This is a genomic window from Deferribacter desulfuricans SSM1 (assembly GCF_000010985.1).
In the GTDB taxonomy this organism is placed as follows: domain Bacteria; phylum Chrysiogenota; class Deferribacteres; order Deferribacterales; family Deferribacteraceae; genus Deferribacter; species Deferribacter desulfuricans.
Genome location: NC_013939.1, coordinates 803,061 through 817,802, shown reverse-complemented (window position 1 = coordinate 817,802; position 14,742 = coordinate 803,061). Strand labels below are relative to the sequence as shown.

General features: G+C 30.3%; 15 protein-coding genes and 1 other RNA gene. 7 read left to right on the top strand and 9 right to left on the bottom strand.

What is annotated here, in order from left to right; all coding sequences use genetic code 11:
* Positions 1-24 precede the first annotated feature (24 nt).
* A complete protein-coding gene (locus tag DEFDS_RS04120) occupies positions 25-930 on the top strand; it encodes a lytic murein transglycosylase (RefSeq protein ID WP_013007543.1) in 906 nt (301 codons plus the stop codon).
* Here the strand turns inward: DEFDS_RS04120 and rnpB are convergent.
* Positions 924-1,327, bottom strand: an RNA gene (gene rnpB, locus DEFDS_RS12765) — RNase P RNA component class A. The genes DEFDS_RS04120 and rnpB overlap by 7 nt on opposite strands.
* 16 nt (positions 1,328-1,343) lie before the next feature.
* Positions 1,344-1,985 carry an endonuclease III domain-containing protein gene (locus DEFDS_RS04115; RefSeq protein WP_013007542.1) on the bottom strand — a complete coding sequence of 214 codons (642 nt, stop codon included), beginning with the start codon at positions 1,983-1,985 and terminating at the stop codon, positions 1,344-1,346.
* 37 nt (positions 1,986-2,022) lie between these two features.
* Here DEFDS_RS04115 and DEFDS_RS04110 point away from each other — a divergent pair, with 37 nt between their 5' ends.
* Together DEFDS_RS04110 and DEFDS_RS04105 are read left to right on the top strand one after the other, a co-directional pair.
* Positions 2,023-2,379, top strand: a complete 357-nt coding sequence (locus tag DEFDS_RS04110) for a hypothetical protein (protein WP_041223606.1) — start codon at positions 2,023-2,025, stop codon at positions 2,377-2,379.
* 35 nt (positions 2,380-2,414) lie between these two features.
* Positions 2,415-2,642, top strand: a complete 228-nt coding sequence (locus DEFDS_RS04105) for a hypothetical protein (RefSeq protein WP_041223605.1) — start codon at positions 2,415-2,417, stop codon at positions 2,640-2,642.
* 84 nt (positions 2,643-2,726) lie between these two features.
* Here DEFDS_RS04105 and DEFDS_RS04100 read toward each other — a convergent pair whose 3' ends face one another.
* Positions 2,727-3,569, bottom strand: a complete 843-nt coding sequence (locus DEFDS_RS04100) for a DMT family transporter (RefSeq protein ID WP_013007541.1) — start codon at positions 3,567-3,569, stop codon at positions 2,727-2,729.
* A 244-nt stretch (positions 3,570-3,813) separates the two neighbouring features.
* Here DEFDS_RS04100 and DEFDS_RS04095 point away from each other — a divergent pair, with 244 nt between their 5' ends.
* On the top strand, positions 3,814-5,124 hold the full coding sequence (locus tag DEFDS_RS04095; protein WP_013007540.1) for a citrate (Si)-synthase: 1,311 nt from the start codon (positions 3,814-3,816) through the stop codon (positions 5,122-5,124).
* Positions 5,125-5,385: 261 nt separating this feature from the next.
* Here DEFDS_RS04095 and DEFDS_RS04090 read toward each other — a convergent pair whose 3' ends face one another.
* Genes DEFDS_RS04090 through ccsA form a run of 6 tightly spaced genes read right to left on the bottom strand, consistent with a single transcriptional unit; the run spans position 5,386 to position 10,795 of the window.
* Positions 5,386-6,138: a DUF815 domain-containing protein gene (locus DEFDS_RS04090; protein WP_013007539.1), complete on the bottom strand. Its 753-nt coding sequence runs from the start codon at positions 6,136-6,138 to the stop codon at positions 5,386-5,388.
* Positions 6,138-7,103 carry a porphobilinogen synthase gene (hemB, locus tag DEFDS_RS04085; protein ID WP_013007538.1) on the bottom strand — a complete coding sequence of 322 codons (966 nt, stop codon included), beginning with the start codon at positions 7,101-7,103 and terminating at the stop codon, positions 6,138-6,140. The genes DEFDS_RS04090 and hemB overlap by 1 nt, the downstream gene beginning before the upstream one ends.
* A 1-nt stretch (position 7,104) precedes the next feature.
* Positions 7,105-7,827 (bottom strand): uroporphyrinogen-III synthase, encoded by a 723-nt coding sequence (locus DEFDS_RS04080; protein ID WP_013007537.1) that lies wholly within the window; start codon positions 7,825-7,827, stop codon positions 7,105-7,107.
* Complete coding sequence (gene hemC, locus DEFDS_RS04075) at positions 7,820-8,737, bottom strand: hydroxymethylbilane synthase (protein WP_013007536.1); 918 nt, start codon at positions 8,735-8,737, stop codon at positions 7,820-7,822. The genes DEFDS_RS04080 and hemC overlap by 8 nt, the downstream gene beginning before the upstream one ends.
* A 2-nt stretch (positions 8,738-8,739) precedes the next feature.
* Positions 8,740-10,005 carry a glutamyl-tRNA reductase gene (gene hemA, locus DEFDS_RS04070; protein WP_013007535.1) on the bottom strand — a complete coding sequence of 422 codons (1,266 nt, stop codon included), beginning with the start codon at positions 10,003-10,005 and terminating at the stop codon, positions 8,740-8,742.
* Position 10,006: 1 nt separating this feature from the next.
* Entirely contained in the window at positions 10,007-10,795 is a 789-nt protein-coding gene (gene ccsA / locus DEFDS_RS04065; RefSeq protein WP_013007534.1) for a cytochrome c biogenesis protein CcsA, read from the bottom strand.
* Positions 10,796-10,880: 85 nt separating this feature from the next.
* On the opposite strand from ccsA, the gene DEFDS_RS04060 reads away from it, so the two are divergent.
* The 3 genes from DEFDS_RS04060 to DEFDS_RS04050 are packed head-to-tail and all read left to right on the top strand — an operon-like array spanning position 10,881 to position 14,740.
* Positions 10,881-12,182, top strand: coding sequence for an MATE family efflux transporter (locus DEFDS_RS04060; protein WP_013007533.1), 1,302 nt, complete (start codon positions 10,881-10,883; stop codon positions 12,180-12,182).
* Positions 12,172-13,032, top strand: coding sequence for a DUF2156 domain-containing protein (locus tag DEFDS_RS04055; protein WP_013007532.1), 861 nt, complete (start codon positions 12,172-12,174; stop codon positions 13,030-13,032). Before DEFDS_RS04060 ends, DEFDS_RS04055 begins: the two co-directional genes overlap by 11 nt.
* 28 nt (positions 13,033-13,060) lie before the next feature.
* Positions 13,061-14,740, top strand: a complete 1,680-nt coding sequence (locus tag DEFDS_RS04050) for a 2-oxoacid:acceptor oxidoreductase subunit alpha (protein ID WP_013007531.1) — start codon at positions 13,061-13,063, stop codon at positions 14,738-14,740.
* Positions 14,741-14,742 lie beyond the last annotated feature (2 nt).

Sequence of the window (14,742 nt, the reverse complement as noted above, 5' to 3'; positions counted from 1 at the left end):
TTTTAAAATAGTAAATTAGTTGTCATGAAAATTATTATAATTATTTTACTTTGTTTTTTATTAAGCTTTCCTACAGTTTATTCATCAAATATCACCCATATTATAAAAAAGAAATACAATATTCCAGATGAGTATATAATAAAAGTTTTATCAAAAGCAAGTGTAGATGAAAATGTTTTAAAGCTCATAAATAATCCAAAAGAAAAACTCCCTTTTTATAAATATAAAAAGCTATTAATAAATAGAGATAAAATCATACAGGGTAGGAATTTTATTAAAAAATATAAATACTGGCTACGAAAATCTTCCAAGACATACAATGTAGATTATCGTATAATTGCAGCTATTATAGGTATAGAATCGTTTTATGGTAAACACAAATTTAGATTTAAAGCATTAAATAGCTTATATACTCTAGCCACAAAATACAAACGTCGGGAAAACTACTTTACAAATGAGTTAGCAAGTTTTCTTTTTTTCTGCTACAAAAACAAGCTAAACACTACCAAAATTTATTCTTCTTATGCTGGAGCCATAGGTATACCACAATTTATGCCATCTAATATATTGAAATATGCAGTAGATTTTAACAAAAACGGTAAAACTGACATAATAAAAGAGATACCTGATGCTATTGGAAGTGTGGCAAACTATCTCCAAAAGGCAGGCTTCAAAAAAGGGGAACCCACTGCAATAAAAATCAAAATAAAAAATATCAATAAAATCAATCTCAATAAAACTGTAAAACTATACAAAATAAAAAGATATATACAAATACCATATAATCTTAGAAAAAATTATGTTGTTAAGATTATTAAAGTCGATAACAGCTATTGGTTAACTTTTCAAAACTTTAGAGCAATACTCAAATATAACAACAGTATCAATTATGCTCTCACCATTTTAATATTGTCAAAAAAAATAGGGTGAGATGGTCTATAAGCCGGATTCTGTACCCATAAATGGGCGGTGATCATTTCTCTAGACTTGCTGTTACCAGCAAGCTCAAGCGGCTTACCCGTGAGCATCGGGCGGGCCACCCTCAAGCGCTCACCTATTTAGCCTTGCACCGGGTAGGGTTTGCCATGCCTTCATCTGTCACCAGATGAAGCGGTGGGCTCTTACCCCACCTTTTCACCCTTACCGAGCACCTCATTTTAGGTGTTTTATTGTTACTATTAAAATACTTACAATGAGGTGCTCGGCGGTCTGTTTTCTGTGGCACTTTCCCTGCCTCACGGCAGGTCGGTGTTACCGACTACCCTGCCCTGTGGTGTCCGGACTTTCCTCCTAACCCTATTGGTTAGGCGATCACCCGACCATCTCACCCATTCATTATATTATTACTCCAATACTTTTTTACAATATTTTTTCAACAAGCATATATTACATAGAGGTTTCTTTTTACAATAAGTTTTACAAATTTCAACAATACAAGCATGAAAATTTTTGTAATCATAAAGCTCGCCATGAAAATCTTTATGAACAAAATCTTGACATTTATCATAGTTATCAAAATAACCAATCCCATACCTTCTAAAAAGCCTCATAGTATAAGCATCAACAACAAATATTTTAAAATCCAATGCATATAAAAGAATTGAGTCAGCAGTCTCTTTCCCAACCCCTTTTAAAGATAACAGTTTATCTCTCGCTTCATGAATACTGTATTTTTTTAAATTTAAAATGTCACCATTTAGCTGATTCATAATAAAGTTACAAAATATTTGTAATCTTTCTGCTTTTTGATTATAAAAGCCAGCTGGTTTTATTAAATCCTTTAGCACATTTAAGTCTGTATTTAAAATCTCTTTTGGAGATAAGACACCTTTTATTTTCATATTGTTAATTGCTTTTTCAACATTCTTCCAGTTTGTGTTTTGTGTTAGAATAGCACCAATACAAACTTCAAATGGGGTTTCAGCAGGCCACCAATTTAGATCTCCATAATTAGCAAATAATATATTGTACAATCTATTTAACATACTTGAACCATAGCCAAAAATAGCTTATAAATAACTTATGGACGAATTATCATATTTAAAACAGGAAATAAATCAACTAAAGAGTGAAACTTATTTAAATTACTCAAAAAAAGTAGAAATTGCACATAAAATGCTTCTTGAGGAAAAGAATAAACTAAATAGATTAAAAAATATAAAAAAAAGAATCTCCTTAAAATATAACAACAGTAAAAAAAAGAAGAAAATAATTTTAAACAAATTAAATCAGCGTATTGATAATAAAATAAAAGAATCTAACAAAGGAATTCTAAAATTAAACAATTTATTTAACAAGTATCTAAATGAATTTAAACAACATAGAGAGTTTTTAGGACTCTATGATCACTCTTTTTTAAACGAATTCTATAAAGATTAAATCAAAATATCCGATAATAATAACAGAGGTTAAATATGGATATTAAAATATTACCAGCAATAACTTTTCCGATTGTAAATGATAGAGCTAAAAAGAATAAAACAACTGTTCCAATAAAAAAACGCATTAAAGCAAAAGTAATCGATATTAGACCAGCAAGAAAAAATGAAAACGGAAAAACCATAATAACTTTGATAACAGATGAACATTACAACATTATCCAACATTTAAACAAAAAAGAAGTAATTATTTCGACAGAATAAAAAAGAGGGGGCCCCCTCAACCCCAATTTTTATCTGGCGTGGTTGTTCCACTACCTAAAATTTTAAATAGCAAAACACGTGCCATTAAGTGTTTAATTTTATAATAACAACTCCAACAGCTATTAGTATAGCTCCAACTACTTTGTATCTATGAATTTTCTCTCTAAATATTAAATATCCAAATAATAGTCCAAATAAAATATTTGCTTGTCTAATAAAAACTGCATAGGAAACATTTACCATTGTCAAACCATACCTATAGGAAAAAACTGAACTAAAAAGTATAAAACCACCCAGTAAAATTTTCCAAAAGTAATTTTTAAGATAAAAGGAATAACCCCTACCAATAAATTTGTAATTAAAAATATACATGTATATTGTCATAAACAGCGTTAATAGATAAATATAAAGGATAAAGTTTTTTCGACTAACCCCAATTTTATCTATAATAGCTCCAAAAGAATAGAACAGAGCAGCTAATAAAGAAAAATAAACCCCTTTAATACTTTCAGCCTTACTATATTTCACTAAACCGACAAAGAAAACTCCAGCAATAATTAGAAATATAGCTATAGAGCCAGAAATTGTAAGTTTCTCTTTTAAAAAAACAATTGCCCAAATAAGTACAAATACAGGTGAACTACTAACAATTGGGTAATAACTACTTATCTCACCATATCTATAAGCAGTGGATAAACAAATATGATAACCAGAAAAAAAAGTTGCAGCAATAAAAGAATAGATAAAAATATTTTTATCAAAATATAAAAAATCTTTAAAAAACAACAGGTACATTATTGAAAATATAACAAGGTTTGTAAGATGCATTAGAAAATTAAAAAAATATTTATTTTCAGAATCTTTAAGTAACACATTCCAGAAAGAATGAAACAGTGCACTTAATAAAATTAAAAAATAACCATACATAATAAATTATTACAACCTAATCTTACTCTAGTCAAATAGTATTTTATCTTTAATTTAGCAAATAGTAATTATTATAATTTTGAATAGATTAAATATAACATACTGATAATTCTAAAAATAATACTGTATAATAAAAACATCATTTTGCATATTGTATACAATTTTTTATTGACATATGTTGTAAAGAATGATAAAAATAAAAAGTGTTTTATAATAAAATATGATTAAACCTGAGGAGGTATCTATGAGTAAGTTGAAAGAAAAATTAGCCAAGAAGATTGAAGAGCACAGACCAAGAACTACTAGACTTGTAAAAGAGTATGGTGATGTGAAGGTTTGTGATGTAACAATTTCTCAAGTTATTGGCGGTATGAGAGGGATTAAGTGTTTAGTAACTGATATTTCTTATCTTGACCCATATGAAGGGATTAGATTTCGTGGATATACAATCCCAGAAGTAATGGAAAAACTTCCTAAACCAGCTGGCTGCGAAATGCCTTATGTTGAAGGTCATTTCTACCTATTATTAACTGGTGAAATACCTACAGAAGAAGAAGTGCAAGAAGTTATTGAAGAATTCAAAAAAAGAAAACAAGTACCTCAATACGTATATGATCTTTTAAGATCTATGCCAAGAGATACTCATCCTATGACTATGTTCTCTGCTGCAGTTCTCTCTATGCAAAGAGAATCTAAATTTGCAAAAGCTTATGCAGAAGGAAAAATGAATAAATTTAACTACTGGGAATATATGTATGAAGATGTAATGGACTTATTAGCTAAATTGCCAGAAATAGGTGCTTATATCTATAGAATGAAATATAAAGGTGATACTCCAATCCCATCAAACCCTGACTTAGATTTTGGTGGTGATTTCGCTCACATGATGGGTATTGATAAACCTTATGATGATGTTATGAGAATGTATTTCATTCTTCACTCAGATCATGAAAGTGGAAACGTTTCTGCTCACACTACACATCTTGTTGCATCAGCACTTTCTGATGCTTACTATTCACTTTCTGCTGGTCTTAATGGTCTTGCTGGTCCATTACATGGTTTAGCAAACCAAGAAGTTCTTAAGTGGATTCAAGATCTTCGTGCAAAATACGGTGACAAAATGCCTACTAAAGAAGATCTTGAAAAATTCTGCTGGGATACACTTAACAGCGGTCAGGTTATCCCTGGTTATGGTCACGCAGTTCTTAGAAAAACTGACCCAAGATATACAGCTCAGAGAGAGTTTGCTCTTAAACACTTACCAGATGATGAACTGTTCCAAATCGTTAGCATGCTTTATGAAGTTGTACCTGGTGTACTTGAAAAACATGGTAAAGCTAAAAACCCATGGCCAAACGTTGACGCTCACTCTGGTGTTATTCAGTGGTACTATGGCGTTAGAGAATACGACTTCTATACTGTATTGTTTGGTATTGGTAGAGCTCTTGGCGTTCTTGCTAACATCACTTGGGATAGAGCTCTTGGTTATCCAATTGAAAGACCAAAATCAGTTACTACTGATATGCTTGAAGAAATCGCTGGTATCAAAAAGTAATTCTAAAAATAAAATTTTAAAAATTAAAGGGTGCTCATTTGCGAGCACCCTTTTTTTATTATACAATTAATCAAAATTAATCTTCTTAAAAGAACCAGCACAAATCAAGTTAGTCAAATAAATTTGATATTGCTTCGTCGCATTCGCTCCTCGCAATAACTTGGAAATTGATCATTTCGACCCCGCCATTCAGTGTGGGAGATGTTGAGTTTAAAATTTTTATATATTATGTTTAAATGTATATCTATCAAAGTTTAAATGTTAATTGCCAAAAATCTTTTTATAAATAGCAAACTGCTTCGCTACCCTACCGGTTCTTCCACCTCTATTTATGGCAAAACTTTCCGCTTCCTTCTCCCAACCTTCCCATTCTTCAATACCATATTCTTTCATATATTTTTTGCATATATCCAAATAAGTATTTCTCTTGATAGGATAAAATCCAATAACCAAACCAAACCTAGCATACAAAGAAATTGCCTCGTTAATTTCATCCCTATCATAATGAGATACAGATTCTGTATCAAAAACTTTATCTGTAATAAGGTGTCTTTTATTTGATGTTGCCACATAAATTATATTAGTTGGCTTGGATTCTAAGCCACCTTCCATAATAGATTTAAACTTACGATAAAAAATATCCTGATCGTCAAAAGAGATATCATCAAAAAACAATATAAATCTGTGTTTTTCTTGAGGCCTTAAGATTTTAAATAATTGATAAATAGTTTCTATTTTTTCCTGAGAAAACTCTATAATTCTAAGACCTTTATTGTGATATTCATTCAAAAGCATATTTACCAAGGAAGATTTACCACACCCCCTTTCTCCCCACAAAAGCATATTTAAAGCAATACCCTCATTTATAAATGATTCTATATTTTTTATAACCAATTTTTTTTGCTCATCAATACCAATCAAATCACTTGATTTCACCTTTTCATAAAAATGTATCTCTTCTAAATGAGATCCATCCCATCTAAATGCATAACAGTCTTTAAATAAGTCTTCCATTATAATTTCTCCGCTATCTCTTTTGCGAAATAGGTTAATATTAAATCTGCTCCAGCTCTTTTTATAGAAATCAGTGATTCAAAAATTACCTTCTCATCAAGCCACCCTTTCTCTATAGCAGCTTTTATCATAGAATATTCTCCACTTACATTATATGCAGCAACAGGAACATTAAAATTATCTTTTACTTCACGAATTATATCCAAATAAGGCAAAGCAGGTTTTACCATAATTATATCTGCACCTTCCATAATATCCATTTCAGCTTCTCTCAAAGCCTCAAGCCTGTTAGGAGGATCCATTTGATATGATCTTCTGTCTCCAAAAGCAGGGGTACTTTCAGCAGCTTCTCTAAAAGGACCATAAAATGATGAAGCATATTTAACCGCATAACTCATTATTGGAATATTATAATAACCATGTTCATCCAAAATATCACGTATAGCTGCTACCCTACCATCCATCATATCGCTTGGTGCCACCATATCTGCGCCGGCTTTAGCATGGCTCAAAGCTTCAAGGGCAAGATATTTTAGAGTTTCATCATTATCCACATCACCATCTCTAATTATTCCACAATGTCCATGACTCGTATATTCGCACATACAAACATCGGTAATCACATAAAGTTTACTTGTATTTTCTTTTATTGCTTTAATTGCTTTTTGAATAATACCTTCATCATTATATGCTTCACTTCCCAATTCATCTTTAAGTTCTGGTATCCCAAAGAGAATAACGGCAGGTATCCCTAATTTTTCTATCTCTATACACTCCTTTACAATATTATCTATACTCATTTGATAATTTCCAGGCATAGATTTAATCTCATTTTTGATATTTTCACCTTCTACTACAAATAATGGATATATCAAATCATCTACTGATAATTTTGTTTCTCTTACCATTCTGCGAATGGTTTCATTTCTCCTCAACCTTCTACCTCTAATTAATGGAAAAGACATATCAACCTCCATTTTCCCTTATTTTTTTTAACAAACCAATAACATCTAAAATCGTATATTTTTCTGGAAATACACAAGACACACCACTTGCTTCTAACTTTCTTGCAGTAACTTTCCCTATTGCAACGAAAGTATAACAATTTTTATCTAAATTATTAATTTGGCTAAAAAATGACTCAACAGCACTAGGCGAAGCAAATGTTAATGTATCGATATTATTTTCTACCAAAAATCCATCAATATAATGTTCAGGGTATTTTTTTAAAGTTGTATCATAGATAAAACACTTTTCAAAGATACCGCCCTTACTCTCAATGTATTCTTTCAAGTCATCTTTAGATTTTTTCGTTGTGGGAGCCAAAAAAGTTTTTCCCTCTAAATCTTTATTTTCATAAAGTTTAATTAACCCGTCAGCACTAAATTCATTAGGGACAAAATCCACAACAATATTTAAATCTTCCAATCTTTTTTTAGTTTTTTCACCAACAGCCACAACATATTTAAAATCCACACTATCCATTAATGGATAAAAATATCTAACAGAATTCTCACTTGTAAAGATGATATAATCATAACTTTTTCGAATAGGTTTATTATTTAAAGGTATTGTTTCAATTAACGGCAGTAAAAAAGGGTAAAAACCATTCTTTGATAATAAGTTAATAAATTCAACTGATTGATCAGGCTGTCTTGTTACTAATACATTAGATATTTTTTTATTCATAAATTTCTTTTATAATCTCCTTACCACCTTGTCCAAGTATATTTTTCGCTAATTTAAGTCCAAGTTTAACGGCATCAGTTTTATCACCTTCTATCTCCTCGTAAATATACTTTGAACCATCTAAGTTAGCTAAAAACCCTTTTAAGATTAATCTATCACCAACCAGGTTTGCAATACAGCCAAGAGGAACCTGACATCCACCTTCTAATCTTTTTAAAAATGCTCTTTCAGCTTTTGTCCTAAAAACTGTTTCTTCGTGATTAAGAAAACCTATGACCTTTTGAACATCTTGATCATCTTCTCTATACTCTATACCAAGGGTTCCCTGGCATACTGCTGGAATCATAAGAGTATCATCAATTGTCTGTTTCACATGTTCTAAAAGCCCAAGCCTCTTTAGTCCAGCTTTAGCTAAAATAATTGCATCATACTGACCTTCTGTAAGTTTTCTAATCCTTGTATCAACATTTCCTCTTAAATCTTTAATAACTAAATGAGGATATTTACGCATCAGCTGAATCTTTCTCCTTAAGCTACTTGTACCGATTACTGCACCATCTGGCAATTCATCAAGACTATTATATTTTACAGATAAAAAAGCGTCATAAGGCTCTTCTCTAACCGGAAAAACTCCTACTTCCAAACCATCTGGCAACTCAACAGGCACATCCTTCATAGAATGAACCGCTATATCGACATTTTTATTTAAAAGCTCTTCTTCAATCTCTTTAACAAATAATCCTTTCCCCCCAATTTTTGCTAAAGGTGTATCAAGTATTTTGTCACCAGTAGTTTTAATTATTTTTAATTCAACATCAATATGATGAGTACTTTCAATCAAACTCTTAATATGGTTTGCCTGCCAGAGAGCAAGCTTACTCCCTCTTGTCCCAATAACCAACTTATTCATTTTCACTCCTTTAATTTAAATAATATTTCAGCCGCTTCAGCGATAGTATATTTTGCATTATCTGCACTTTTACTCTTCAAAACATTAAGAGGATTGTGTAAAACTTTATTCATATATGAAGTCAAAAGGTAAGAAATCTGCTTTTTAAGCGCCTCATCTTCTATCTTATTTTTCTTAAAAAATCTCTCAAGTTCACTCTCTTTTAAGTCCTCAAATGTTGATCTGATAAGCTTTATAACCGGAACAATATTTAGAGATTTTAGCCACCTATTAAAATCTTCTACTGATTGCTCAATATATTTTAACGCTTTCGCTGCTTCTTTTTGTCTTTCCCTTTTATTAGCTTCCACAACCTCTTTTAAATCGTCAATATCATAAACATAAACATTATCAAGCCGTTCTATTTCTGGGTCAATATCTCTTGGAACTGCTATATCTATAAAAAACATTGGTGAATATTTTCTCTGCTTCATAACTGACTTAACTTGCTCATAGGTCAAAATATAAGTTGGCGCTCCAGTAGAACTTATAACTATATCCACCTCGTTCAATTTGTTATAAAAATTATCAAATGGAATAGCTTCCCCATTAATTTCTTCAGCTAATATCTCAGCTCGAGAAAATGTCCTATTTGTAACATATATCTTTTTAATATTTGAAGTCACTAAGTGTTTAGCTGCCAATTCACACATTTCACCTGCACCAATAATCAAAGCTATATTATTTTTTAAATCACCAAAAATTTTCTTTGCTAATTCAACTGCAGCATAACTTACAGAAACTGGATTTTCTGAAATACCGGTGTGAGTTCTCACCTTTTTCGCTGTTTTTAAAGTATATTGTTCTAACTGTTTTAAATACGTATCATATCTGCCATACATTTTCGCTTTATCAAAAGCATCTTTTACCTGCCCCAATATTTGAGGCTCACCTAAAACTAAAGAATCAAGACCGCAAGCTACTTTAAATAAGTGTTTTAATGCTTCATTACCACAATAAATATAAATATATTTTTTAATCTCATACACATCTTCACCAATCCGTTCAGCAAAGCGGTTTATAACACTCTCTACATTACATAAAAAGTCATCAGTTACAATATAGTACTCCACCCTATTGCATGTAGATATAATAAGTGCTTCATAAATTCTCTCATTACCAAGGATCAATTCATATTCATCTTTTAATTGAGAATCATCCAATGATAATTTTTCTCTAATTTCTACAGGAGCAGTATTGTGATTTATCCCTACAACAGCTAATTGCATATCAGCCTCTCATCAATAAAAAAACAATAAAATATGTTATACAAATAGATATAAAACCTAAAATACTCAACAACGCGATATTTTTTGGACTCAACCCACGAATAAATTTTAACATTATAATAATCCCAAAAATAATCCAGCTAATCAAAGCAAATAAGATTTTAGGGTTAGAAAATAGTGAAAAGCTTGTCATATAAAATGACCATATAAAACCACTTATAACACCAACAGTATAAAATGAAAAACCTGTTAATAAAGTAAAGTTATTAAGCTTATTTATTGTTTCTAAAGGAGGAAAGCGATTAAATAAAATGCCAAAGTTTTTCTTTTTTAACTGTCTTTCTTGCAAAAAATATATAAAACCGGTTATTGCCGACATTAAAAATAAACTTGTACCAAAAATTACAAACGGTAAATGAATATACAGCCAAAAATTTTTATTAGAAGATGTGGCATAAACATTATCTAATGTAAAAATCGAAACTATAGAGAGAATCAAAATTATTGGTGAGATTATTATGTATAAAAGTGGCCTTTTGTAAATCCAATACAAAATCAGATAAACAATATTTATTGAAAATACCAAAAAAGTAAATATTTCACCAATAGTGTCAAAAGGGGAATTCCCACTTAATGTAAAAATCTTAACCAAAAACATAGTATTTAAAACCAATCCTAAAAAAACAAAAATATTGATTACTTTAATTAAGTTTTTATACCCCAAGAAAAAATATAACATACTGTGAAGTAAAGCCAAAAGATAAAAAACAAAAGCTATATCAAAAAACATTATGGTCCTCCGAAATAAAATAAATACATTGAGTAATTTACATATAAACGCTATACTTGTCTATAAAAATATGATGGTTTAATTGGTGAAAAGTTTAATTAAAAAAAGTTGGCAAGTTAGCTGGCCAATGATTTTGATTATGTTTGCCGAGTTTATTATCTCTATCACTGATGTATATATTGCAGGTAAACTCGGCAAAGAATATCAAGCCTCTGTTGGTTTTGTCTCTCAAATATATTTTGTTTTAATTGTTGTAATAAACGCTGTAACAATGGGAACTGTTGCTCTAATTTCCAGAAAATGGAGTGAAAAAAATGAAAAAAATTTAAAAATCTCAATAAGCACGGTATATTATTTTGCTCTTTTAATCGGATTCATCACAACAATTTTTGGAGTTTTATTCGCAAAAAAAATTACTCTTCTAATGCCCATTCATAAAGAGATAAGAAACATAGCTGCTGAACTCGCTTATATTTACACATTTGGAGTGCTTTTTCATTATATTCTTATATTAACCAATGGAGTGCTAAGATCTATCAACAAAGTTAAACTTTCACTCTTAACAATGATAATTATTTGTTTATCTAACGTGGGATTAAATTTTTATTTTGTTTTTCATACCAATTTATATTTTAAAGGGATAGCACTTTCTACTGTATTTAGCGTAATCATTGGAGCTATATTAAATACCATTTACCTCAGTAAATACATTATATTTATTGTACCAAAAATAGAAATAATAACAAAAGTTTTAAAAGTTGGTGTACCTAGTGGCATTCTACAAATTGGGTGGCAGTTAGGATCTACTGTTCTCTTCTTTATCATCAATAAATTAAAAACCAATCCTGTTGAAGTAATGGCAGCATTTACAAATGGTATAAGAATTGAATCTGCAATATTTTTACCAGCTTTTGCTTTTAATATGGCAAATGCGGTAATAGTTGGTAATCTCTTAGGTGAAAAGAAAAAGAATGAAGCTTACAAAAATGGGATTGTAACTGCAATTATGGGAGCAATTATAGTTACCTTTATGACAATAATTATTATCTTAAATGCGAACAAAATTGCAAACATACTCTCAAACAACCAAGTTGTCATAAAGGAAACTGTTAAATATCTTATCATTAGTATGATAAGTGAACCTTTTATGGCTTTTGGAGTAATTTTAGGAGGTGGAATATCTGGCGCAGGTGATACAAAAAGTGTCATGAAAATTGTGTTGTCATCTTTATGGCTAATTAGAATCCCATTAGCTTTTATTGGGGTTGTTTTTTTAAAATTTGATGCTACATTTATTTGGTGGTGTATGAACTTATCAATTTTTATTCAGTGTTTTTTGATTTTTCGTCATTACAAATCAAAGAGGTGGCAGAAGGATGAACTGTGAAAAGTTAGAACTATCACACAAAGATATTCTGTTTCATAAACTTAAAAGCATAAACACGATGATTTCTGAATACAATTTTGCAAATTTGTACCTTTTTAGGAAGAAACATCAATACCATGTCTGTAAAACCAAATTTAAAAATAATGATTATTTATTAGTAAAAGGTAAAACATATGATAATAAAGTCTATTTTATGCCAATATTCGAAATAAATGAAAACACAGTAGATTTTTTTAAGAATTTGCAAGATGAAGTAGACTACATATTCCCTATTGATGAAAAATGGTTGCCATTCTTTCAAGAATTTAATCACTACTATTATGATGGTGATTCAGATTATATTTATACGGTTGAAAAAATATCATCTTATAGTGGGAGAAAACTGCATAAAAAGCGAAATCTCGTAAAACAATTTAAGACTTTATATGAAGTAGAGGTAAAACCTTTATTAAAAAATGATACTGAAAATGCAAAAAAAATTCTTGAAGAATGGATTAATGAAAATTCATTTACTAAAGAAGAAACTGATTTCTTTGAATGCCTTGAAGCTCTTGACCTTTTAGAAGAATTAGTTCTTTGTGGATTGATTTATTATGTAAACGGGAAACCAGCAGGTTTCATTATCGGAGAAGAACACAACCAAGATTTATTTTTGATACATTTTGCAAAAGGTTTAAAAAAATATAAAGGGATTTATCAATTTATTTATAACGATTTTGCAAAAAAACTACCTAATAAATATAAATATCTCAACTTTGAACAGGACTTAGGGCAAATGGCATTAAGAAAAGCAAAATCTTCTTATCATCCAGATATTCTGTTGAAAAAATATAGAATTAAATTAAAATAATACTAAATATTTAATTGAGAGGTAACGTATGAACCTTATTTCATTAAAAATAGCTGCACCAGCAGGATTTGGTGTTATGAGTATGGGCCCCATGTTTGCAAAAGTATTAAAAAGAAGCGGTTTTTATGTCATGGGTTACCCGGAATACCCTTCATTAATACGTGGTGGATATAACTCTTATCAGCTTTTAATATCTGACGAGCCTGTATATAACCCTTATATCAAAACAGATATTTTACTCACATTTACAAAACTTTCATTCGAAAAAGAAAAAATAGAAGAAAATGTCACTGTTATTGCAGATTTTGAAAAATTAAAAGTGGATAAAGAAAAAATTAATGCAAAAATAATAGACATCCCTTTAAGTAAAATCTTAAAAGAGAACAACTTAAAAGATATTGTAAAAAATACTCTTGCATTAGGATATGTCGCTAAACTGTTAAAGATTGATTACAAAATATTCGAAGATGTAATAAAAGAAACAATGCCTGAAAAACATCATGAAATTAACTTAAGTGCATTAAAAATAGGTTATGATATTTGCAAAAATACCTTCAACTTTAATTTTGAAAAGAAAGATTACCAAAATCATATAATTGTTACAGGAAATGAATCTACAGCTCTCTCAGCAATAGCCTCTGGTGTAAACTTTTACAGCACCTATCCAATGACACCAGCTTCCACAGTACTCCATTTTTTAGCTAAATACGCAAAAGATTATGGGATTATTGTTAAGCATACCGAAGATGAAATAGCCGGAGTAACGATGGCTATAGGTGCAGCCTACGCTGGTGCAAGAGCTATGACAGGAACATCTGGTGGTGGTTTCTCATTAATGGTTGAAGGGTTGGGTCTTGCCGCAATTACCGAAACTCCAATACTTTTTTTTATAAGTCAAAGACCAGGACCAGCTACAGGGATGCCCACTTGGCAAGAACAAGCTGATTTAAAATTTGTTTTAAATGCTTCTCAAGATGAATTTGTAAGAGCTGTTTTTACTCCTGGAGATATAACAGAGCTTTTTTATGCAGTAAATGAAGCTTTAAACATTGCTGAAAAATATCAAATCCCTACCTTTGTCCTTTCCGACAAATATTTGTCAGAATCGCTCTTTATGGATACAGAGTTTAATCTCAATGCATTAAAAATTGATAGAGGTTATGTCTTCGAAGGGGATAAAGACAAACCGTTAGAATTTTTCCCAAGATACAAAGAAGTTAAAGATGGAATCCCTCAAAGAGCTTTTCCTGGAACAATAGGTGGTATTCATAAAACTCCAAGTAATGAGCATGATGAATACGGTTTTGTAAGTGATGATGCAAAAGTAAGAAAATTAATGCAAGATAGAAGGTTTAAAAAATTAAATTCTCTTGCAAATGATATGCCACAACCTAAGTTATATGGTGACCAAACTGCTGAAACCACATTTGTTTGCTGGGGCTCAACAAAAACTGTTTTACTTGAAGCTATGAAATATAACAAAGATTTTAATTTTATACACTTTCCTGCAATATATCCAATAAATTGGGATGAAACTAAAGCTTTATTACAAAGTGCAAACAAACTTGTATTAATAGAAAACAATTTCTTAGGTCAATTAGGACAGGTTATAGCTGAAAATACCGGGATAATTATTGAAGACAAATTTTTAAAATATGACGGAAGACCATTTTTTACAGAAGAAATTTTAGAATATTTAGGGGAGTAAAC